At 64.1% G+C, this 22,368-nt stretch carries 20 protein-coding genes; 7 read left to right on the top strand and 13 right to left on the bottom strand.

Annotation, left to right across the window (positions count from 1 at the left end):
- Positions 1-151: 151 nt before the first annotated feature.
- The 13 genes from FOM02_RS37120 to FOM02_RS37060 all read right to left on the bottom strand — a co-directional run bounded on the left by FOM02_RS37120 (position 152) and on the right by FOM02_RS37060 (position 16,152).
- Positions 152-2,710 (bottom strand): arylsulfatase, encoded by a 2,559-nt coding sequence (locus FOM02_RS37120; protein ID WP_084334945.1) that lies wholly within the window; start codon positions 2,708-2,710, stop codon positions 152-154.
- A 1,388-nt stretch (positions 2,711-4,098) separates the two neighbouring features.
- The gene (locus FOM02_RS37115; RefSeq protein ID WP_027564072.1) at positions 4,099-5,073 is read right to left on the bottom strand and encodes a tripartite tricarboxylate transporter substrate-binding protein; all 975 of its coding nucleotides are present in this window, start codon (positions 5,071-5,073) and stop codon (positions 4,099-4,101) included.
- Between the two features lie 23 nt (positions 5,074-5,096).
- Positions 5,097-5,813 carry a GntR family transcriptional regulator gene (locus tag FOM02_RS37110; RefSeq protein WP_051377659.1) on the bottom strand — a complete coding sequence of 239 codons (717 nt, stop codon included), beginning with the start codon at positions 5,811-5,813 and terminating at the stop codon, positions 5,097-5,099.
- A 23-nt stretch (positions 5,814-5,836) separates the two neighbouring features.
- Positions 5,837-6,577 (bottom strand): SDR family oxidoreductase, encoded by a 741-nt coding sequence (locus FOM02_RS37105; protein ID WP_027564074.1) that lies wholly within the window; start codon positions 6,575-6,577, stop codon positions 5,837-5,839.
- Positions 6,578-6,601: 24 nt separating this feature from the next.
- Positions 6,602-7,381: an SDR family oxidoreductase gene (locus tag FOM02_RS37100; protein ID WP_231164110.1), complete on the bottom strand. Its 780-nt coding sequence runs from the start codon at positions 7,379-7,381 to the stop codon at positions 6,602-6,604.
- Between the two features lie 7 nt (positions 7,382-7,388).
- On the bottom strand, positions 7,389-7,769 hold the full coding sequence (locus FOM02_RS37095) for a carboxymuconolactone decarboxylase family protein (protein ID WP_027564076.1): 381 nt from the start codon (positions 7,767-7,769) through the stop codon (positions 7,389-7,391).
- A gap of 39 nt (positions 7,770-7,808) precedes the next feature.
- Positions 7,809-9,047, bottom strand: a complete 1,239-nt coding sequence (locus FOM02_RS37090) for an ABC transporter substrate-binding protein (RefSeq protein ID WP_027564077.1) — start codon at positions 9,045-9,047, stop codon at positions 7,809-7,811.
- A 35-nt stretch (positions 9,048-9,082) separates the two neighbouring features.
- Complete coding sequence (locus FOM02_RS37085) at positions 9,083-10,318, bottom strand: ABC transporter substrate-binding protein (protein WP_027564078.1); 1,236 nt, start codon at positions 10,316-10,318, stop codon at positions 9,083-9,085.
- A gap of 34 nt (positions 10,319-10,352) precedes the next feature.
- Positions 10,353-11,060, bottom strand: a complete 708-nt coding sequence (locus tag FOM02_RS37080; RefSeq protein ID WP_027564079.1) for an ABC transporter ATP-binding protein — start codon at positions 11,058-11,060, stop codon at positions 10,353-10,355.
- Positions 11,047-12,819: an ABC transporter permease subunit gene (locus FOM02_RS37075; protein WP_027564080.1), complete on the bottom strand. Its 1,773-nt coding sequence runs from the start codon at positions 12,817-12,819 to the stop codon at positions 11,047-11,049. The genes FOM02_RS37080 and FOM02_RS37075 overlap by 14 nt, the downstream gene beginning before the upstream one ends.
- Before the next feature lie 2 nt (positions 12,820-12,821).
- A complete protein-coding gene (locus FOM02_RS37070; RefSeq protein ID WP_027564081.1) occupies positions 12,822-13,757 on the bottom strand; it encodes a branched-chain amino acid ABC transporter permease in 936 nt (311 codons plus the stop codon).
- A gap of 79 nt (positions 13,758-13,836) precedes the next feature.
- On the bottom strand, positions 13,837-15,228 hold the full coding sequence (locus FOM02_RS37065) for an MmgE/PrpD family protein (RefSeq protein ID WP_027564082.1): 1,392 nt from the start codon (positions 15,226-15,228) through the stop codon (positions 13,837-13,839).
- A gap of 30 nt (positions 15,229-15,258) precedes the next feature.
- Complete coding sequence (locus FOM02_RS37060) at positions 15,259-16,152, bottom strand: NAD(P)-dependent oxidoreductase (protein ID WP_027564083.1); 894 nt, start codon at positions 16,150-16,152, stop codon at positions 15,259-15,261.
- A gap of 226 nt (positions 16,153-16,378) precedes the next feature.
- Here FOM02_RS37060 and FOM02_RS37055 point away from each other — a divergent pair, with 226 nt between their 5' ends.
- The 7 genes from FOM02_RS37055 to FOM02_RS37025 all read left to right on the top strand — a co-directional run bounded on the left by FOM02_RS37055 (position 16,379) and on the right by FOM02_RS37025 (position 22,367).
- On the top strand, positions 16,379-17,755 hold the full coding sequence (locus FOM02_RS37055; protein ID WP_027564084.1) for an MmgE/PrpD family protein: 1,377 nt from the start codon (positions 16,379-16,381) through the stop codon (positions 17,753-17,755).
- A gap of 28 nt (positions 17,756-17,783) precedes the next feature.
- On the top strand, positions 17,784-18,173 hold the full coding sequence (locus FOM02_RS37050) for a carboxymuconolactone decarboxylase family protein (protein WP_008557256.1): 390 nt from the start codon (positions 17,784-17,786) through the stop codon (positions 18,171-18,173).
- A gap of 11 nt (positions 18,174-18,184) precedes the next feature.
- Positions 18,185-18,994, top strand: a complete 810-nt coding sequence (locus FOM02_RS37045; RefSeq protein ID WP_027564085.1) for an N-acyl homoserine lactonase family protein — start codon at positions 18,185-18,187, stop codon at positions 18,992-18,994.
- Between the two features lie 88 nt (positions 18,995-19,082).
- Positions 19,083-19,811, top strand: coding sequence for a GntR family transcriptional regulator (locus FOM02_RS37040; protein ID WP_027564086.1), 729 nt, complete (start codon positions 19,083-19,085; stop codon positions 19,809-19,811).
- Positions 19,812-19,858: 47 nt separating this feature from the next.
- Positions 19,859-20,821: an ABC transporter substrate-binding protein gene (locus FOM02_RS37035; protein WP_027564087.1), complete on the top strand. Its 963-nt coding sequence runs from the start codon at positions 19,859-19,861 to the stop codon at positions 20,819-20,821.
- Positions 20,822-20,826: 5 nt separating this feature from the next.
- Positions 20,827-21,582, top strand: coding sequence for an ABC transporter permease (locus FOM02_RS37030; RefSeq protein WP_027564088.1), 756 nt, complete (start codon positions 20,827-20,829; stop codon positions 21,580-21,582).
- Complete coding sequence (locus tag FOM02_RS37025; protein WP_051378397.1) at positions 21,561-22,367, top strand: ABC transporter ATP-binding protein; 807 nt, start codon at positions 21,561-21,563, stop codon at positions 22,365-22,367. Before FOM02_RS37030 ends, FOM02_RS37025 begins: the two co-directional genes overlap by 22 nt.
- Position 22,368 lies beyond the last annotated feature (1 nt).

Raw genomic sequence — 22,368 nt, 5'->3', positions numbered from 1 at the left:
GCCCTAGTTTCACACGTATGCGCTGGCGCTTCCTGCTCAGTGCCCCGAAATGATGCGCCACTGATGTTCGACGGATTTCGCTTGGATACCGGCACGTCAAACGTCCGGCCGGGCCCCGAGGAAAGGACGCAAGGCCGGATTTGCCGTGGCATTAGTTGTTCGCGCCAGCGCGCGCGTGCCGAGTGACCTGATGCTCCTCGCTGCTGAGCTGCACGGGCCCGACCTTGAAGGTGAGCTTGTCGAGCTTGCCGCCGAAGCGGAAGGGGACCTGATAGTCCTTGTCGTCAACCGGGGTACGGGTATCGACACCCACGTCGAAGGTTTCGTCAATTGACATGATGAATGGAAGGGTGTGCGGGACTTTGCTGGTCGCAGCCTCCCTGTCGTCCACCTTCAGGACGCCCGTGCCGCCCTTGCCGAAACCGGGTCCATCGTATTTGAAATCGAACACGATGGTGTGCTTGCCCGGCGTGAGCGCCTCCTTGCCTTCCCAGCGGAAGCGTTCGAGGTCGGCCAAGTTATAGACGAAAACCGGCTTGCCCTTGAGCAGATACAAGCCATAGCCACCGAAACGGCCGCCGAGGGTGACGATCATCCCTTCGCTGCCGTCCTGTGAGCCCGTACTCCCAACGGTGCCCCCCGCGCCTGGAATGTCGAGCTCCGCAGTGATCGTAAAGGACCTGTTCAGAATGCTTGGTGCATCGCTTGTGGGGATACCCGACAACTCACCCGAGTAGGTGAAAGTATTCCGACCGGCGGTCGCGCTTGGCCTTGGTGCTATGACGCGCGAAAGGACCGAGTTGTCCAGCGGAAACACATTGTACTTCGTCGCTTCCACGATGAACAACTCCTGCAACTCGCGGAGCTTGTCCGGCATTTTCGCCGCGAGGTCGTTGTTCTCCGAGTAGTCCTCGGCGATGTTGTAGAGCTCCCACTTGTAGCCGTTGACCACGTCCTCGGGCAGCTTGGCGGTGCCCATGAGCCAGGGCGGCGCAGGTGGCGTTGTCGCCGCGATCCAGCCGTCGTGATAGATGGCGCGATTACCCCACATCTCGAAATACTGCGTCGTTCGCGCGGACGGCACGTTGGCGCTCGACTTGTCGAAGGTGTAGGTCATGCTGACACCTTCAATCGGCTTCTGCGCGATGCCGTTGACCATCAGCGGCGCCGGAATGCCGGTTCCCTCAAGGATGGTCGGTACGATGTCGATCATGTGGTGGAACTGGGTGCGGATGCCGCCTGCATCCTTGATGCGGTTCGGCCAGCAGATCGCCATGCCCTGGCGGGTGCCACCGAAGTGCGACGCGACCTCCTTCGTCCACTTGAATGGTGTGTCGAAGGCCCATGACCAGGCCACCGCCATGTGCGGATAGGTCGCGGCCGAGCCCCAAGCGTCATACGCCTTTAACTGCTCGGCGATCGGAAGATCCAATATGCCGTTGTAAGCGGTGTATTGATTCGGAGTCCCGCGCGCGGTGCCTTCCGGACTCGTGCCATTGTCACCGCTGATGTAGATGATCAGCGTGTCGTCGAGCTTGCCTTCATCCTGAACTTCCTGGATCACGCGCCCGATCTCGTGGTCGGTGTAGGCGACATAAGCGGCGAACACCTCGGCTTGCTTCGCGAACAGCTTCTTCTCATCGGCCGTCAAAGCCTCCCATTTCTGCAGGTCGTCCGGCCAGGCTGTGAGCTGCGTGTTCGCGGGGATCACGCCAAGGCGCTTTTGATTGGCGAAAATCTGGTCGCGCAGGGCGTTCCAGCCCATGTCGAACTTGCCCTTGAACTTGTCGATCCATTCCTTGGTCGGCTGATGCGGCGAATGGGTGCCGCCGGGCACGTAATAGAGGAAGAACGGCTGATCCGGTGCCGCCGCATTGAGCTGTCGCAGGTGGGCGATCGCATCGTCCGCCATGTCCGTCGTCAGATTGTAGCCGGGGTTTCCGACCCAGGGGAAAACCTGGGTGGTGTTGCGGAACAGGTATGGCGTCCACTGGTCGGTCTCGCCGCCCATGAAGCCGTAGAAGTAGTCAAAGCCCATGCCGATGGGCCATTGGTCGAAGGGACCGGCCGCGCTGTACTGATAACTCGGCGTGTTGTGGTTCTTGCCGAACCATGACGTGGCGTAGCCGTTCTGCTTCAGGATCGTGCCAATGGTGGCGTTCTCCGGTCCGATGACGCTGTCGTAGCCCGGATAGCCGGTCGCTTGCTCCGAGATGGTGCCGAAGCCTACCGAGTGGTGGTTGCGGCCGGTAATCAGCGCTGCCCGTGTCGGCGAGCAAAGGGCCGTGGAGTGGAATTGGGTGTAGCGCACGCCCATCTGCGCAATGCGATCCATCGCAGGTGTCGGAATGACGCCGCCAAACGTCCCCGATACTCCGTAGCCCTGGTCGTCAGTCATGATGAGGAGCACGTTGGGTGCGCCCTTTGGCGGCACCACGCGCGCGGGCCAATACGGTTTGGACTGGCTGGCTTGAAGGTTGATGTCGCCGCCGAACTTCGGTGGCGGCGGCGGAAGATACTTTCCATCTATCGTCGTGGTGGCCCCCGGTGAGCCCGGCGTGCCAGTGGTTTGTTGCGCGAGACTGGTCGTTCCCAGCGTGCACAGCAAACAAGCGGCGCTGAGCGTGGTACCGCAAAGCAGCCATTTGCGGCGGTCTAGTAAGCGGCTTTCTGGCTTTGAGTTATCGTCATCCTGGCGGGCACGGGTCATTCGAGCCTCCCCTCTAGCGGATGTCAGAACTCTCTGCACGCCTACCCCAGACACAACGCCGCAACGCTTCTGTTGATCTAAATCAAGACGATGCCCACAGGTCCGAAACGTCGCCTTCGGGTCATTCGCGACGGGGTTGGCCAGCGGTAAGTCTGGGCACGGACCACTATGCCGCCGAAACCGGAAGTGAGTTCACTGCCTTGGGCTAATAGCCATGGCGGTTGTCCGAGCTGCCATCGCCCCCGTCCCTGTCCGGCCCGGCGGCAGGTTCGCGCGCGGTCCCCAGGTTGATGTCGGCAACCCCCAACATCAAGCGAGCTGGATCGAACGGAGGGGCGAGCGGCGGATTTTTGAGACGCCGCGAAGCCAAGCTCGCAGCTCAAGCCTGTCGAGCCGCGGGCCGCCGCCAGGGACGCCTGGAAAAATCTCTCGTGCTGCGCAGCGTCGAGCCGCGCCCAGCCTTCCAACGTTGCCTCAGTCAGATCAGTGCGCCGCATCTCGCGTGAACCTCAAAAACGAATTCAGCATACGAAACCCGAAAAGCGGAAATTGCAAATATGCCGAAGGCGGGCGGTCGCGTGTACCCCGCGAAGGGTCCGGCCCCCAGGGGGATCCCGGACGGAGGATCGCTGAGATGTGAGTGGCTACTGTATCACCCAACCGTTGTGTGCAATCTTAGGCTGGGCATAAAGGGGGCGGGCGCACATGCGGTCGGTCAGGATGACGCTGCTCTTGCGGCCCCGCTTGCCCGAGGGGGCAGCGGCAATGGTAGTCTCCATGTGGTTTCGGCTCCTACGCTTGAGACCAAAGGGCCGGGATTTGAGCTTTCAGTTTGTCGTGCGGACGCTGAAGCGTTTAGGTCCCCGCCCTAGATTTGGCGAACTCCGCAGGAACAGCCCGAAACAAGCCTACGCATAACGCACTTGTTTTAAAGGGTTTTTGTAGTTTCACGGTGTTTCACCAAGATCCAAAATATAGACGTGTGGTCCTGGCCGTCGTTGCTACGGTCAAGCTCTTGCGGATGCGGCATTTGCGTCAACCGGCGCGGTGCCGGCGACTTCCGCGGGAGTGAGGGAGGCCAAAGGGAACTCGGCTCCCGGGAGAGCACGGCATAAGCCGTCCAACCATTGCGCAGGGAGGGCCGAGTGATTGGCTCCACCTGTATGCTGCTGTGCGGTTCTCTTGCGCACCATCTTCGCGCAGCGGACCGCGGGTGCGAGGTCAGCACCCGGTCTTCCCTGCGCCCTCTTGGCTTCGAGGGTGGAGCGATGAAGCAAAGCTCGAGCGGATTGGGCCGCGAGAGCGCGAAGGCGTGTCTGCTGTTTGAAAGTGTCTGCCGCTTGAAAAGAGTCTGCTGTCGCGCGATCGCCTCGACGACGCCAACACGCCTACTGCGGCTCGATTCCTGCCGCCTTGATAATCCGCCCCCACTTGCCAATCTCAGATTTCAAGAAGGCTTCAAGGGCTTCCGGCGTTGCGCGGTTGGATTCGACCGGCGCCATGCTGAGTTCGGCAAAGCGGCTGATCAGTGCAGGATCCTTCAGTGCCGTCTGCAGCGCGCCGACGAGATGGTCGACCACCGGCTTCGGTGTGCCGCGCGGGGCGTAGAGACCGTACCAGGTCGTGACGTCGAATTCGGGAACGCCGGCCTCTGCCGAGGTCGGCACGTCAGGCAGGGTCGCGACACGCGCTTTGCTGGTGATCGCGTAGCCCTTGATCGTCTTTGACTGGATATACGGCGTCGGTCCGGTCGCGGGATCGCAATAGACATCGATATGGCCGGCGATGACGTCGTTCAGCGCTGGTCCGCCCCCCTTGTAATAGATCTGCGAGAGCTTTGTATTGGTGGCGCTCATGAACATCAGGCCGCAGAGCTGCGAGGCCGAGCCGAGGCCGACATTGCCGAAGGTCATCTTGTCGCCCTCGCCGCGGATGCGTGCGATCATCTCGCTCAAATCCTTGGCCGGAAAGTTCGGCCGGGCCACCAGAATCATTGGCACGTCGGTCACGAGCCCGATCATGGCGAAGTCGCCGACCGGGTCGAACGGCAATTTTGCGTAGAGCGCGGGCGCTGTGGCCTGGCCGACATGCATGAGCAGCAGCGTATAGCCATCGGGCGCGGCCTTGGCGACGCGGTTGGTACCCAGCGTACCGCCGGCGCCGACGACATTCTCGATGACGATGGACTGTTTCAGCGTCGCACTCATGGCGTTGCCGAGGATGCGCGCGATGACGTCGCCAGGACCGCCAGCCGAGAACGGCACGATCATCGTGACCGGGCGGGAAGGGTAGTCGTCCGCGATCGCGGTGCCGCAAGGGGAGAATAGGAGAAACAGGATCAGCGATCGTACGAGATACGTCATCGAACACTCCCTGGCGGCGTTTTTTAGTCGTCGGAAGGCGCCGCCTCCTTGGCCGCCGACGATTTTTCAATCATGTCCAGCGCGGCCACTGCGGCCGCGTTGATGTGGTCGACACAGCAGCGCTCGGCGAGATCCGCATCGCCGCTCTGGATCGCGCGCCAGATCGCGGTGACCTCGCGCAGGCTCTTGTTGATCCGCTTCGGCTGCGACATCGACGTAATGCGCAACAGCTGGATGCGGTCGTGGAGCGGCTTGAGCATGCGCTCGATAAACGCATTGCGGCAGCCGGCGATCAGCGCGGCGTAGAAATCGGTCTTGGCTTCCAGGCAGCCGACCAGATCCTGCTTGGCCGCGGCCGCCTTCAGCCGCGTCAGGGCCTCCCCGATCCGGCGTGCCACTTCGGGGTCATGCAGCCTGGCGCATTCGCGGCCCGCGAAGCCTTCGAGGACCGCACGCGCCGCATAGAGCTGCCGGGCCTCCTCCAGGCTGATCGTGGAGACCACGGGGCCACGGTGCGGGACGGTATTGACCAGCCCGTCGGCCTCCAGCGCGCGCAGCGCTTCGCGGATCGACGGGCGGCTGACGCCCATCATCTCGCAGAGCTCGCGCTCGACCAGGCGCTGGCCGGGTTTCAGCGTTCCCGACATGATCGCCTCGCGCAGCTTTTGCGCGACCATCGCCCGGACGGTCGGGACGTCCTCGATGCGGAGTGTCGACTGCAATTCGCTACGTCTTTCCATGTCCGGGTCCTGTTCGGGAAAAGTCAGTACCGGTTTACAGGCAGAATCATCATTTCGGCAATTTGAACGTGGGGCGGCTGGTCGAGCGCAAAGACGATGGAGCGGGCGATATCGGCCGGATCGAGCGCCATCCTGAACTGGTCGAAATAGTCCTTTTCCTTCCGCGTATCGCCGCGGTAGCGGGTCAGGATGATATTGGTCCGGGTCAGGCCGGGCTGGAGCTCGGTCACCCTGATTGCGGTTTCCGCGAGCTCACCCCGGAGGGTCTCGGTGAACATGTGCACGCCCGCCTTGCTGGTGCTGTAGGCGGCCATGTCAGGGACGATACGGACGGCGTTGATCGAGCTGATGTTGACGACATGGCCGGCATTGCGCAGGACCATGCCGGGGAGGATCGCGCGGGTAACCCGCATCAGGCCGATCAGATTGGTCTGGATGATGTTGGACCAGTCGTCGGCGGAGCCGATGTCGAAGCGGGTCCGTCCACCGATATCGTGTCCGGCATTGTTGATGAGGACGTCGACCGGCTTGAAATGACCGGGAATCGCATCCGGCAGGCCGTCCACAGCCTTTGCGTCGCTGATGTCGAGCTGGATCGGAAACACCGCGTCCCCGCCCGTCGTCGCCAGTTCCTGCAGCGCCTTGGCATCGCGGTCGACCAGCACGACGCGGCGGCCGCTCTCCAGCAGCGCCTTGGTGATGGCGCGACCCATGCCGCCGGCGGCGCCCGTCAGCACGACGCTCTGGCCCGATTGTTCAGTCATCGCAGCACTCCCATTCGAAGGTCCTCATGCGACCGACCAGCCGCCGTCGATGGGCAAGCTGGCTCCGGTGATGTCGTTTGCGGCCGGACTACAGAGAAAAACGACCATGGCGGCGACCGCGTCCATTCCGATGAAGCGCCGCGTCGGCTGGCGCTCGCCGAGATATTCGCGCGTGACGTCATCGACCGGACGGCCGCTATTCGCGGCAATGCCGGCGATCTTGTTGAGAATGGCGGGCGTCGGCAGCGTGCCGGGGCAGATCGTGTTGCAGGTGATGCCGCTGCGGGCCGTCTCCATGGCGACGGCACGGGTGATACCCAGGATTGCGGTCTTGGTGGTGACGTAATCGATACGTTCCTCGACCGCGCGGCTCGAATAGATCGAGCCCAAATTGATGATCCGCCCAAAGCCGCGCTGCTTCATCGCCGGCAGCGCCAGGCGTATCAGGTGAAACGGTGCCGACAGGTTCACGGCCAGCGCCTGTTCCCATTTCTCGGGCGGAAACTGCTCGATGGCAGAGAAATGCCTGATGACGGCGTTGTTGACGAGAATATCGATGGCGCCGCAGCGGTCGAGCAAATCGGCCATCATGGTCTCGATCGCCTCGCGCTGGGCGAGATCGGCGCCAGCCGCGATAACCTCCACGCCGAAGCGGTCGCGCAGTTCGTCCGCGGCCTGCTTCGGCGCGATGAGATCGTGAAGGACGATGTTGGCGCCCGCGCCGGCAAGGCCGTCCGCCATGGCCCGTCCGAGGCCTGCGGTCGCGCCGGTCACGAGTGCCCATTTGCCCTTCATCACAGCCATCGCTCCGCTATTTCTTGTCGAGCTCTGCGAAGACTTCCTTGGCGTTGCGGAACGCATCCACGCCCGCGGGCACGCCGCAATAGATCGCGACCTGCATGAACACCTCGCGGATTTCCTCCTTGCTGGCGCCGTTGGCGAGCGCGCCGCGGACATGCGTCTTCAGCTCGTGCGGGCGATTGAGCGCGCAGAGCATCGCCAGGTTCAGGAAGCTGCGGGTCTTGCGTGTCAGGCCCTCGCGGCCCCAGACGTAGCCCCAGCAATATTCCGTGGTGAGGTCCTGCATCGGGCGGTTGAACTCGTCGGCGGACGCGATCGCCTTGTCGACGAACTCGCTGCCGAGCACGCTCTTGCGGATTTCGAGGCCGCGGTCGTAGGTCGCCTTGTCCATGTTGCTCTCCGTTTCTTGTTGGTGTCGTCAGCACTCAGGTCAGTTCTTGGGCCAGAACGGCTTTGCCAGCGCGAGCTCGGGCGGGAATACCGTCACCGGCACGCCGGACTGCCACTGCACGATGGTCATGCCGGCGCCGACCCGGCGGCCCTTCTCGTCGAACTTGATCTCGCCCAGCGGGTAATATTTGGAGGGACCGCCATCCATCGTGCGCAGCGCCTCGCCGACGGCGACGCGGTCAGCCTTGCCGGCCTTCTCCAGCGCGTCCTTGATCACCCACATGTCGCCATAGGTGGAGATCGCGTTCTGCGTCATCCACGGCTCCTTGTAGCGGGTCTTCAATTCGGCGATCAGCGCCTCATGTCCCTTGGCGCCCCAGCTCGCGACGCACGTCAAGACGCCCTGAAGCAGTTCGGGGCTGACGGTCTGCAGCATGTCCGGCTCGGCGATCGCGATGCCGAACGAGATCGTCGGAACCTTTCCTTGGCCGAGGCCGAACTCGTTCATCTTCTCGAGCAGCAGCTTTGCGTCCGAGATCACCGTCGGCAGGAAGAACAGCAGATCGGGTTTCGCCGAGCGGATCTTCTGCACCAGCGACGTCGCGTCCGCCAAGGGCGGCGTGAACGTCTCGTCGACGATCAGTTGCAGCTGGTTTTCCAACAGCAGACCTTCGCGCATCGCCTTTGCGGAGGCGATCGAGGCGCCCGTGTTGTCGGTCAGGATCGCGACCGTCTTCGGCCGCTTGCCGGAGGCCGTGTCCGCCAGCTTGATCAGCTGCGGCAACGCCTGCTTCGCCTGCGAACCCGCGGTGGCCGCGGTCTGGAACACGTATTTGAAGCCGCGCTCGGTGATGAGATCGGAGTAGGAGAGGGTGAGCATGGGCAGATTGGCGCGCTCGGTCACCTCGGTCACCGCGAGGGTGAACGAAGACAAATAGGCGCCGCTGGCCGCAACCAGATCGGTCTCCTGCGCCACCATGCGCTGGGCCGCGTTCTTGGCCTTTTCCGTGGTGTCGCCGGAATCGAGCACGACGAGCTTCAGCTTGGCGCCGCCGAGCGCCTTGATGCCGCCTTGGGCGTTGATGTGGTCGATCGCCATCTCGGCGCCTTCGCGCATCACCGTGCCCGGACGGGCATAGAGCCCGGAGATCGGCACCAGCAGGCCGACCTTCACTTCAGAAGGCTGCTGCGCCCAGCCGGCGCGGGATGCGATCAGCGTGCCGGAGGCGCCGGCAAGCAATGTTCGCCGCGATATCGTGAACTTGCTCTTTGCAGTCATGACAATTCTCCTCCCTGAAAAGTCGCGCGACGCTGTTAGGATTTCTTCGGCCAGAACGGCTCTGCCTGCGCGAGCTCGGGCGGATAAACGGTGACCGGCACGCCCGATTGCCATTGCACGATGACGACGCCGGCGCCGACGCGGCGGCCCTTCTCGTCGAATTTGAGCTGGCCGCCCGGATAATATTTCGAATCTCCGGCATCCAGAGTCCGCAAGGCCTGTGCGACTGCATTGCGGTCGGCCTTGCCGGCCTTCTCAAGCGCTTCCTTCATCACCCACATGTCGCCATAGGTCGAGATGACGTTCTGCGTCGCCCAAGGCTCCTTGTACTTGGCCTTGAGCTCGGCGATCAGCGCTTCGTGACCCTTCGCGCCCCAGCTGGCGACAATGGTCATGATGCCCTGTACGATCTCCGGGCTCACGCTCTGGAGCATGTCGGGCTCGGCGATGGTGATGCTGAAGGACACGGTCGGGATCTTGCCCTGGCCGAGGCCGAACTCGCTGATCTTCTCCAGCCCGAGCTTGGCGTCCGACACCGCGTTCGGCATGAACAGCAGCAGGTCGGGCTTGGCCGAACGAACCTTCTGGATCAGCGGCGTCGCATCCGAGAGGGGTGGGGTCCAGACTTCTTCGACGACGAGCTGGAGGCCCTCCTGCGCGAACAGTCTCTCCTTCAGCGCCTTGGCGGTGGCGACCGAGGTTGCGGTGTTGTCCATCAGCATCGCCACGGTCTTCGGCCTTTTGCCGGACGCTTTCTCGGCGAGCTTCATCAATGTCGGCAGGCCCAGCTCGGATTGACGGCTCGCGGTCGCGGCGGTCTGAAAGATGTATTTGAAGCCCCGGTCGGTCAAAAGGTCCGAATAAGAGAGCGTCAGCATCGGCAGTTCGGCACGCTCGGTGACCTCAGTGACCGCAAGCGTGAAGGACGAGAGATAGGAGCCGGTAGCGGCGACGAGATCCGGCTCCTGCGCGACCATGCGCTGTGCCGCGTTCTTGGCCTTCTCGGTGGTGTCGCCGCAATCGATCACGACCAGCTTCAGCTTGGCGCCGCCGAGCGTCTTGATGCCGCCTTGCGCGTTGATGTGCTCGATGCCCATCTCGGCGCCCATCTTCATCACCTGGCCGGGGCGGGTGTAGATGCCCGAGAGCGGAACGATCAGCCCGACCTTCACTTCGGCGGGTCCTTGCGCGCGTGCCACGCCGGCAAGGCTGACGGCGGCGGCCCCGGACAGCACGGTCCGGCGCGAAAGTCCCTTCGCTGTCTTGTTCATTGTGTTCTCTCCCTTGTCCTTGTTCTTATGTTGGTCACATGCCGAGATAGGCCTTGCGCACGCGGTCGTCCGCGCGCAGCGTGTCATTGTTGCCTTCGAGCACGACGCGTCCGGCTTCGAGGACGTAGCCGTGGTCGGCCGATTCCAGCGCTTCCGCGACGCGTTGCTCGACCAGCAGCATGGTCAGCCCGGACTGGCGGCGGATCTCGATCAGACGATCGAAGATGAAGTCCGCGGTCGATGGCGCGAGGCCCATCGACGGCTCGTCCAGCATCAGCAGCTTCGGCGAAGAGGCGAGGCCGCGGCCGATCGCAAGCATCTGCTGCTGGCCGCCCGACATCGTGCCTGCGAACTGGTTGCGGCGCTCCTTCAGCACTGGCAGCCATTCGAAGATCCGCTCGATATTGGCCCGCCAGTCGCGCCGGCCGCTCTCGGTCATCGCACCCATCTCCAGGTTCTCCATCACGGTCAGTGACGGGAACACTTGGCGGCCCTCGGGGACGTGGGCGATGCCGAGATGGGCGCGCTGCGGCGGCGGTACGGCGAGGAGATCGACGCCATCGAAGGTGATTGCCCCGCCGCTCGGCTTCACGATGCCGGAGATCGTCTTGAACAGGGTGGTCTTGCCGGCGCCGTTGGGCCCGACGATCGCGACGAACTCGCCGGCGCCGACATTGATCGAGACGTTATTCAGGACGGGTTTTGCGGAATAGCCCGCGCTCAATCCCTCAATTCGCAGCATGGCCCACCCACTTCTTGCCGAGATAGGCCTCGATCACACGGTCGTCGCGCGTCACCACTTCCGGCAGGCCCTCGGTGATGACGGCGCCGTGGTCGAGCACGAGGAAGCGATCGACCAGGCGGACCATCGCCTGCATGGTGTGCTCGATGATCGCGATGGTCATGCCGTCGCGCGCGAGCTGCTGGATCACGGCGACGACCTCGTCGGCTTCGCCATGGCCGAGGCCCGCGAGCGTCTCGTCGAGCAGCAGGATGCGCGGCTGGCCGGCGATCGCGCGAGCCAGTTCCATTAGCCGCAACTCCTTGGTCGAGAGCTCGCCAGCGACACGGCTGGCCACAGCGGAAAGTCCGACGCGCGCAACCGCGTCGGCGGCCAGCCTGCGGGCCTCCTCGTCGGAACGTGCGCGCACATAGGCACCGACAACGACGTTGTCGAGGATCGACATGCGCAGGAATGGCCGCATCACCTGGAAGGTGCGGCCGATGCCGGCCTCGCAGATCACGTGCGGCCGCTGCCCGGACATGTTGCGGCCATCGATCAGGACCTCGCCCTGGCTCGGCTTCAGGAAGCCGTTGAGGAGGTTGAACAGCGTCGTCTTGCCGGCGCCATTGGGGCCGATGATGCCGAGGATCTCGTTCTGGTGCAGCTTGAAGCTGACATCCTGCACGGCCTTGAGGCCGCCGAACGAGCGCGAGAGATTGCGGACCTCGAGCACGACCTCGCCGGTCGCGGCGCGCTGCCGCGCGGCAGGCTTCAGCGATGTGACGTTGGTGGTCGTTGCCTCCGTCGCGTCACTGACGGTTGCCGTCGATGCGTTCCGCTTGCGCAGAAGATCGCGCAATTTCCAGAACAGGCCCTCCGGCGCCAGCAGGATGACGCAGACGATGGCGATGCCGAAGATGACGCCCTGAATCCCGGGGATGCGTGCGCCGGCCTCCGCATGGAGGATCTCGGCGAGCGGGATCAGGATCACCGAGCCGATGACCGGACCCCAGACGGTGCCGACGCCGCCGAACATCGCGACCGTCAGCGCCTGCGCCGACACCAGCATGCCGAACACCGATTGCGGGGTCACGACCAACAGCACCTGCGCGTAGAAACCGCCGATGGCGGCGGCGATGGCGCCGCTCAGGGTGATGGCGCGCAACTTCCAGGCCAGGGTATTGATGCCGGCCGCTTCGGCCGCGGCCTCGTTCTGCTTGATCGCGAGCAGCGCCATGCCGAAGCGCGAGCGCTCGATCACCTGCGTCAGCACGATGGTGGCCAGCATGATGGCGAGCCCCAGCAGCGTGTAGATGTGGGGATTGGTGAACTGCATGAAGGCAATCGGCGCGTCGCGCTTGATCGGAAGCGTCACCTCCTGGAAGCCGAGCCATTCGAACACGTAGAGAATGGCGAGCGGATAGGCGAGCATCGCCAGCGCGAAGTAGTGGCCCTGCAGGCGGAAGGTCGGAAATCCGATCAAGAGCCCGGCAATGCCGCCGAGCATGGCGGCGATCGGGATCAGCAGCCAGGGCGAGATGTTGAAATAGATCTGCCCGAGCGCGGTCGCATAGGCGCCGATGCCGAAGAAGGCGGCGTGACCGAACGAGATCAGCCCGGTGTAGCCGCTGAGCAGGTTCCAGGACAGGCCGAACACCGCCCATACCGGAACCAGCGTCAGAATCAGCTGGTAGTAGGAGTTGGTGACGCCGAGCGAGATCCCGGCGTAAGCGAGCGTGAAGAGCAGGGGCGGCAGGAAGGAACGCATCCGGAGCATGATCACGTCCTCTCCACCATGCGCCCGAAGAAGCCCTGCGGACGGAAGAAGATGATGAGGAGGAAGACGGCGAAGATCGCGGCGTTCTGCAATTGCGTCGGCAGGATCAGCGTCGACATCTGCTGCACGAGGCCGATCGTCATGCCGCCCCAGAATGCGCCGATGATGCTGCCCATGCCGCCGAGCACGACGCCGGCATACATGACGATGACGTATTCGAGGCCGACGAAGGGATGGAACGGATAGTTGGTGGCGAGCAGGCCGCCGGCAATCGCGGTGATGCCGCAGCCGAGCGCGAAGGCGGTGCGGTGCGCGCGGTCGACGTCGATGCCCATATAGGTCGCTGCGGTCGGATTGTCGGCGGCCGCGCGCAGCGACTTGCCGATCCGCGTGCGCGTGATCAGCAGCGAGAGCAGGATCATCATCGCGAGCGACACGACCGCATCGATGCTGCGGGCCTTGTTAAGGAAGATGCTCATGTCGAAGAACGGGCCGAGCTCCCAGGCTGAGCTCGACAGCGGCGTGCGGATCGAGGCCAGCACCGAGCCGAACACGATGAGGCCGCCGTTCTGCAGGATCAGCGCGATGCCGAGCGTGAGGATGAGCTGGGCGTAATGGCCTTCGCCTTCGAGCGAAGCGGTGCGCGTGCCGGAGACGTGCGAGATCAGCGTCCGATGGACGAAATAGCCGAACACGGCAAGCACGGGCCCGGCCAGCAGGATGGAGACGAACGGTCCGACGGTATTGCCGAACATCGCCTGCACACCGGCGGCGGTGAAGAGATAGAAGGCCGTGTACATGCCGAGCATCATGAAATCGCCGTGGGCGAAGTTGATGACACGCATGACGCCGAAGATCAGGCCGAGCCCGACGCACATCAGGCCGTAAACGGCGCCAATCAGCAGGCCCGCGGCGAGCGCTTGCAGAAATCCTTCCATCAGCCACGCCTCCGCGCTGCCGACGATGCTAGACTGGCCTCCAAGTCGACCATGTTTCCCCCGTACTCTCCGGCATTTCTTATGATGCCGATCGTAAGACCCGTTCCGTCTCCAGACGGCATTGTGCGGCGATGGCGCCGGCACTGCCGAGTTGCTCGCAATCGTCGATGAGTTGCTCGAGCCGGTGCGCGCGATCCTCACCGAGGACTCCGGCAGCGGCAGCGCGGAAGCGCGCGCGAATTTCTGAAGGCGTAGCCGCGATGACGTCGGGCAGCGCGTGCCGGATGGCCCGGCCGCTGCGCAGATGCACGCTCACGTCGGCGCCCTGCTTGCCGGGGAAGGCGGCGGTGAAGCCGGGATCGGCCTCGAGATCCGTGATCGCGACGAGGCGAATGATGTCGGCATCGTCGGGCTCAGAGTAATTCTCTTCCTCGATCTCGCCCCGCGCCAGCGTCGCGGCGACGCTGAAGGGAATGCTCATCTTGGCCTGGAGCGCGTTGCGGTAGGGTCCCATCGAATCGCAGCCGGGATAACGCACGGCCGCATCCGGCGCGCGAATGACGACGCGGTCGATCTCATCAGCGCTGGCGAGCTCAAGCGAAACGCGAAGCGCGGCCTGTGCTGCGGTCTGCGCGAAGTTGCAGGCGGGAACAGGCTTGTTGTAGACGGCCATGATCTCGCACTCGCCATCCGGGAAGAGCGCAATGCTGTCCGGCGCGGCCTGGCGGCGATAGGCGGCGAACAGGCCGGCTTCGCCTTCGAGGATCGTTTCCGAGCCGAACGCGCCGGCCGCGGCCAGGCCGATCGCCTTGATCGCGTTGCTGGCCGCAAAGCCCGGATGGAAATACATGTCCGAGCCGCCGGCATGCGGCCACTCGTTCAGCCCGCTGGACGTGTTGGCCGCGATCGCGATAGCACTGGTTGCTGCGTCCTCGGAGAGGCCAAGCGCAAAACTTCCGGCGAGCGCCGCGCCTGGAGGGGCCACGAGCCCGGTCGGACGATAGAGGCGGGCGAGATCGGAGGTCAGCAACGCGCGGCCGATCCGTGCGCCGGTCTCATAGCCGATGATGGCAGCGGCGAGCAGCCTTGCGCCGTGCAGCGGCGCCTGTTCCGACAGCGCGAGTAATGTCGGCCAGATCACGACGCCGTGGTGCGCGATGCTGGCCGCGTGCATGTCTTCACGGACGAGGCCGTGCCCCATCACCGCATTGGCGAAGGCGGCATCGGCCGGCGAGGAGAGTTGCGACGTTCCGATGATGGTCGCGTTGCCGCCGCCTTGTGCAACCGCAACGGCCTGGCGGCTCCAGGGATGCTGGCCGGCCTCGAACGCGCAGGAGAGGAAATCGAGCAGGCAGAGCTTTGCCTTGGCGACGACGTCAGGCCCGAAATCACCGAGGTCCAGCGCAAGCACGCTCCGCGCCATCTGGCGCGCGAGCGAGACCTTGCCTGATCCGGTCGGGCCGATCGTCATCGCAATCGCTCTCCCTCGAGGCTTGCGCGATCAGCCGCGCATTTCCACGCCGGCCCACTCCTCGAGCACCTTTGCGATCGAGGTGAAGTCGGACGAGGCGCCATATTTGGCGTTGGTGATTGCGAGCATCTGCCGCACCACCGCGCCGCAGACCATTGGCACGCCCATCGCCTCGGCCTCGTCCACGCAGAGCCGGACGTCCTTGTAGGAAAGTCCGGTGGCGAAGCCGAAATCGAATGTGCCGGGCAGCACCGCGCGGGGGAACTTGTCTTCGGAGGCGCTGTTGCGGCCGCTGCTGGCGTTGATGATGTCGATCAGGACCTTTGCGTTGACGCCACCCTTGACGCCCATTGCCACCGCTTCAGAAGTAATCACGAGCGCGGCAGCCGCCATCAGATTGTTGGCGAGCTTGGCGGTCTGCGCCACGCCGGGCTTGTCGCCGGTGTAGAACAGCTTGCCGAAATTCTTCAGGATCGGCTGCACGGTGTCGTAGGTCGCTTGCGGACATGACACCATCACGGCCAGCGTGCCGTTGACGGCGCCCTTGATGCCGCCGCTCACGGGCGCATCGACCAGCGTCATGCCCTTGGCCTTCAGACCTTCCGCAACGAGCTTCGCTGCGCCGGGACCGGACGTCGAGAGATCAATGACGATCTTGGCGCGGTTACCGCTGCTGATGCCGTCCTGGCCGAGTGTGACCGCCTTGACGATGTCGGGCGTCGGCAGGCTGACGAGCACGATGTCGGCGCGCGAGGCGACGTCGGCCGGCGACTTTGCGAGTTGCGCGCCGCGCTTGACCAGCGGCTGCACTGCGTCGGCCTGGGTGTCGTAGACGACGAGCGAATAGCCCGCGTCGATCAATCGCCCCGCCATGGGGCCGCCCATGCGGCCCGTGCCGATTACGCCGAGGATCTCTCCCGCCATCGTCTACTCCCTGTCGCGCGATCCCGTACCGGATGCGCCTTCTTGATCTCGTTGGTCGAACGCTCTCGCCGGCTGGCCTTGTCGGCCGCCGTCGTCGTGGCAGCGGGATCCCGCGCCAGCGGCCGGATTGTTATGATTGTCAGACAAGCTGTCAAGCATAACATTTGGGATCGACAGTTTGCCGCGGATCGTCCTATGGTCCGGGAAAACGAGGAAGACGCCCCGCGTGCCGCAAGATCCAATTCCGAGTGTGAGCTGGACGCTCGCCGATTTCGTCGCGACCTCGTCATGGGCGGACGTGCAGGCGCAGAGCGTCGAGGCACGGCGATCGATCCTCAATTTCTTTGCGACCGCGCTCGGCTCCGCGCGCGATCCGGTGGTCGTCGCCGCGATGCGGACCTTGTCGCCGTTCAGCGGTGCCGCGACATCGACGGTCATCGGTCACTCCGAGCCGATGGACGCGCTATGCGCGTCGTTTCTCAATGCCATCTCGGCCAATCTGCTCGACTTCGACGACACCCATCTCGAGACGATCATTCATCCGGCCGCCCCGGTCGCAGCTAGCATCTTCGCGCTTGCGGAGACGCGAAAACTGTCGGGGCGCGAGGTGTTGACCGCGTTCATTCTCGGCGTGGACGTGGAATGCCGCATCGGCAATTCAGTCTCGCCGCGCCATTATGCGCGCGGCTGGCATATCACCTCCACCTGCGGGATCTTTGGTGCCGCCGCAGCAAGCGCGAAGCTGTTGGGCCTGCCTGCGGAAGACATTGCGAACGCGATCGGAGTTGCGGCGAGCCAGTCGGCCGGCAATGTCGAGAACCTGCCGAGCGCCGCCAAGAATGTCAGCGTCGGCAATGCCGCACGTAACGGATTGTTCGCGGCGCTGCTGGCCCAGCAGGGTTATGAGGCCGCGCCGCACGCCATCGAAGGTCCGCTCGGCTGGGCGCGCACCATGGGCGACGAGCCGGATCTTGCGCGTTTGCTCGATGGCCTGGGCAAGACCTGGGAAATCGCAAAAAACACCTACAAGCCCTATCCCGCCGGCATCGTGTTCCATTCGGTCATCGATGCCTGCCTCATGTTGCGCGAGCGGATCGGCCGCAACGTCGATCAGGTCGAGGCGGTGACCGTGCAGGGCTCGGCGCTGCTGCTCGCGCGCGGCGATCGTCCCGTCAACAACGAGCGCGATGCGCGCGTCAGCATCCATCATTGTGTGGCCTGCGGACTGCTGCTCGGCACGGCGGGCGTGGCCGAGTTCATGCACGAGACCGTGGTCCGGCCCGATATCGTGCGAATGCGGCGGAAGGTGAGGGCGGAGCTCGATGCTCAGATGCCGGACGGCGCGGCGCGCGTCGCCTTGCGCCTGTCGTCCGGTGAGGTGCTCACCGAGACCGTGACGTCGCCGCGCGGCAGCCAGGCTGCGCCGCTGTCGGACCGCGACATCGAGGAGAAGCTGCGCGAAGGCGTACGGACTGGTCGAAGCGATTGGGATCCGGACCGCGTCATCGACGCTGTCTGGCGGCTCGATGCGGTTGATGACGTCGGTGAACTCCTGCGATCGCTGCGCCCGCCGCCGGCGACGCGCCGAACAACTTCCAACTAGACTCTCTCAAGACCTGAAAGGGACGATCATGAGCAAGACCGAACTGTTCGAAAAAGGCCTCAAGGTTCGCAAGGAGGTGCTCGGCGAGGACTATGTCAACAAGTCGATCGCCGGTGCCGACGAGTTCACGCGCACGATGGCGGAATGGTCGACCGAGTTCTGCTGGGGTGCCTTGTGGACGCGGCCCGGCGTCGACCGTCGTACGCGCTCGATCGTCAATCTGGCGATGCTCGGCGCGCTGAACCGTCCGCACGAATTGAAGCTGCACGTGAAGGGCGCGCTGAAAAACGGCCTGACCAAGGAGGAGATCAAGGAGATCCTGCTTCAGGTCGCCGTCTATTGCGGCGTGCCCGCCGGCATCGACGCCTTCCGCAACGCGCGCGAGGCCTTTAACGAGGTCGACGCGGCCGGTTCCTGAGCGAGAGCCCCATGGCTGACCCGGAATACGAGCTCTTCGCCATCCGCTATGCCACCCGCGATGCGCAGCGGAGCGAGCACTTCATCGGTGGCGACCCGCATGACGGGCCGATGCCGATGGACTATTTCATGTGGCTGGCCAAGGGCGGCGGGCGCACCTTCGTCATCGACACCGGGTTCAACAGCGAAATCGCAAAGCAGCGCAGGCGGACATTCCTGCGTTGCCCCGTGGAGACGCTGGCCGCGTTCGATGTCGACGTCGCCGACGTCAAGGACGTCATCCTCACGCATCTGCACTACGACCACGCCGGCAATTTCGACCGGTTTCCGAATGCGCACTTTCATCTCCAGGAGCGCGAGCTTGCCTACGCCACCGGGCGCTATATGCACTATCCGCGCCTGTCGCATTCCTTCGAGGTCGAGGATATCTGCGGAATCGTGCGGCTGAACTACGCGCGGCGGGTGCTGTTCTACGACGGGGACGCCGAGATCGCGCCCGGACTGAGCGTTCATGCTGCCGGCGGCCATTCCGCCGGCCTTCAGTTCGTCCGCGTCAACACCCGACGTGGCCCCGTCGTGCTCGCCTCCGATGTCAGTCATTTCTACGAGAACATGACCAGCGAGCGTCCGTTCACGACGGCGTTTCATGTCGGCGACATGCTGGTTGGATTCGACAAGCTGCGCGCCGCAGCGTCCAGCGCGGACCACATCATCCCCGGCCACGATCCGCTGGTCATGAAGCTTTACCCGGCACCCAGCCCTGAGCTGAACGGTGTCGCCGTTCGCCTCGACGTCGCGCCGTCCGGAGCCGCTCGTTCCTAGGACGTCGAGCACGCGATAGCGGAACGACCAAAAAATCGATTTTCGATTTTCTATTGACCCGCACGCCCTCCCTTGCAATCATCCCGGCATGGGTCCGCTTCAGTTCCAGTTGTCCGGAAGCCCCGGAGATGGTCCGCGCAGCCTGACGTCGGCGCTGCACGAACGCCTGCGCGCCGACATCCTGGCGACGCGGCTGCTGCCGGGGCAGAAGCTGCATATCGCAGGCCTCGCAAAGCAGTTTTCCGTGAGCCTTGCCGCCGTGCGTGAGGCATTGTCGCGTCTCGTCGCCGACGGTCTCGTGCAGGCATCCGACCAGCGCGGTTTTCGCGTTAGCCCGGTCTCGCTCGCCGATCTCGCCGACGTGACGCAGACGCGCATCGACATCGAGGGCCTTGCGCTCCGCCGCTCCATCGAGCGCGGCGATGATGCCTGGCTCGCGTCGGTCAAATCCGCCTGGGTAGATCTCAAGGCCGTTCCCTATCACTATCCTGATGATCCCACCGTGCACTACGAGGAATGGGTGATCCGTCACCGCATCTTCCATCGTGCGCTGGTCAATGCCTGCGGCTCGCCGTGGCTGCTCGGCTTCCGTGATGTGTTGCATGAACAGAGTGAGCGCTATCGACGGCTCTCGATCCGTCGCGAGCTCGGCAGTAAGCCGCGCGACGTCGAGGCCGAGCACAAGGCGATCGTCGCCGCCGTGGTGAAGCGCGACGCGGATGCGGCAGTTCGCGCCTTATCAAAGCATTTTGGCATCACCAAAGAATTCGTCGAGCTCGCCGCCTCGCGCATTGCGGAGGTGAGCCGCTCGTCCTGACGATCCCTAGAAATTCGGCACAAAAAAATACAGTCCGGGAGGAAACAATGAAGATCAATCGCCGTCATGCGTTCATGTCGCTCGTTGCCGCCGCAATGCTGGCCGGCCCTGCGAGCGCCGCCGACACCATTCGCGTCGGTCTGCCCACCAAGACGTACTGGCCGACGACGATCGCCGAGACGGCCGTGCGGCAAAAGCTGTTCGAGAAGGAAGGCATCCAGGCCGAGCTGACCATCTATCGTAGCGGCGCCGAGACCTTCGAAGGCATGGCCGCGGGCGCTGCCGACATCATCCTCGATCCGCCGTCGCTGGTCTCCGCCGGCCGCAAGAAGGGCGTGATGTCGCGCATCGTCGCCAATGCCGCGATGGGCAATTTCGGGTGGCAGCTGATGGTCCCAACCAAATCGACGCTCGACGTCAAGGATCTCAACGGCAAGAAGGTGGCGATCACCGCGGCCGGCTCCGGATCCGACCTGCTCGCGCTGTGGACCATCCAGGACAAGAAGATCGATTTCACCCGCGTTCCCGTCGGCGGCGGTGGCCTGGTGCCGAACCTGCTGGCCGGCAACGTCGAGGCGGCCGTGGTCTATTCGCCGCTCAGCTTTCAGATCTCGAAGTCCGGCGAAGCCAGGACCATCCTCGATTACGCGACCGCGGTTCCGCCGAACCTCACGGCGGGGTGGATCGTGCTCGACAAATTCGCGGATGCAAAGCCCCAGCTGGTGCAGAAGGCGGTGAACGCGCTCTATGGCGCGGTCGCGTTCATGCGTGCCAACCGCGACGTCACGGTCAAGCTGATCGCCGAGCTCTACGAAATGCCGCCGGAGATCGCCGCGCTCGAATACGACAACACGATCATGAAGCTCGAGACCAGCGGTGATATGGGCGCCGCTGGCGTGAATGCGGCCGTGCAGCTGTCGCTCGATCTCGCCAAGCTCGGTGGCCTCAAGGACATCGTGCCGGTCGAGGACGTCATCTCGACCAAGTTCAAACCCGTCCCGACCAAGTAGCAGCGATGCAGGGCTCGCTCGCCATCAACCTCGCGCGGATCGCGATCATCGTCGCGATCCTGGCGCTATGGGAAATGCTGTCGCGCACCGGCATCGTCAATCCGCGCCTGCTGCCGTCGGCGTCCGACACGTTCGTGACGCTCGGCGATCTCCTGCAGCGCGCGGCCGTCCAGAAGGATCTGATGGTGACCGCGACCGAGGTGCTGGCCGCGTTCGCGCTGGCCGTGCCCTTCGGGGCAGTGATCGGCTTCCTGGTCGCCGAGAACCGCTACTTCGCGGATGTCGCCAAGCCGCTGCTGTTCTTTGCCTTCAGCATCCCGAAGTCGATCTTCCTGCCGATGTTCATCCTGGTGTTCGGCGTCGGCTTTGCCCAGAAGGTCGGCTTCGGCTTCTTCTCGACTATTTTCATCGTGATCATGTCGACGACGACGGCGGTGGAGTCGGTCAAGGTGGAGCATCTGACGGTGGCGCGCTCCTACGGTGCCACGCCATGGCAGACGGCGTTTCGTGTCTATCTGCCGAGCATGCTGCCGGTGCTGCTGGAGGCCTTGCGGATCTCCATGATCTTCAACCTGACGGGGGTGATCCTTGCCGAGATGTACGCCTCGCGCGACGGCATTGGCCACCAGATCGCGACCTGGGGCGAGAATTTCCAGATGAAGCAGCTCCTCGCCGGCGTGGTGATGGTGGCGGCGATTGCCATGACCTTCAACGAACTTGTCAGATGGGTGGAAACGCGATGCAGCCATTGGCGAACGTGACCCCATTGAAACCCGCCGCGCGGGCCGGCGCGATCGAGGTGAAGAATGTCGGCCAGGTGTTCAAGACCCGGTCGCAGGACGTCGTCGCGCTCGACGACGTCTCGCTGGAGATCAAGCCGGGACGGTTCGTCGTGCTGGTCGGGCCGAGCGGTTGCGGCAAGTCGACCCTCCTGATGATGATGGCCGGCCTGCGCCAGCAAACGTCAGGCACCATCACCATCAGCGGCGCGCCGATTCCGCAGCCCGACCCCGACCGGGTCGGCGTGGTGTTCCAGGAGGCCAGCCTGTTTCCGTGGCTCACGGCGGAAGACAATGTCGAGTTTCCGCTGGCGCTGCGCGGCGTGCCCAAGGCGGAGCGTCGGGCCAAGGCGCAAGATGCGCTCAAGCTGGTCGGGCTCGAAGGTTTCGGCAAACGCCATCCGCATGAACTCTCCGGCGGCATGAAGCAGCGCGTCTCGATCGCGCGCGGGCTGGTGCAGGATCCGCCGGTGCTGTTGATGGATGAGCCCTTCGCCGCCCTCGACGAGCAGACCCGCATGACCATGGGCGACGAGTTGCTGCGCATCTGGGCGGCGACCGGCAAGACCGTCGTGTTCGTCACGCACAGCCTCACCGAAGCCGTCTATCTCGCCGACGAGGTGATCGTGATGTCGGCGCGGCCCGGCCGCATCGTCGACCATCTCCAGGTCCAGCTCCCGCGGCCCCGCACCTACGAGATGCTGAGTGGCGATGCTTTCGGTGCGTTGCGTGATCGCATCTGGCGGCACATCCGCAAATCGGCGTGAG

Origin of the sequence: Bradyrhizobium sp. SEMIA (assembly GCF_014844175.1) — a bacterium.
Taxonomy (GTDB): domain Bacteria; phylum Pseudomonadota; class Alphaproteobacteria; order Rhizobiales; family Xanthobacteraceae; genus Bradyrhizobium; species Bradyrhizobium arachidis.
The sequence above is the reverse complement of the archived record's forward strand: the minus strand, read 5'-3'. Positions and strand labels throughout refer to the sequence as shown.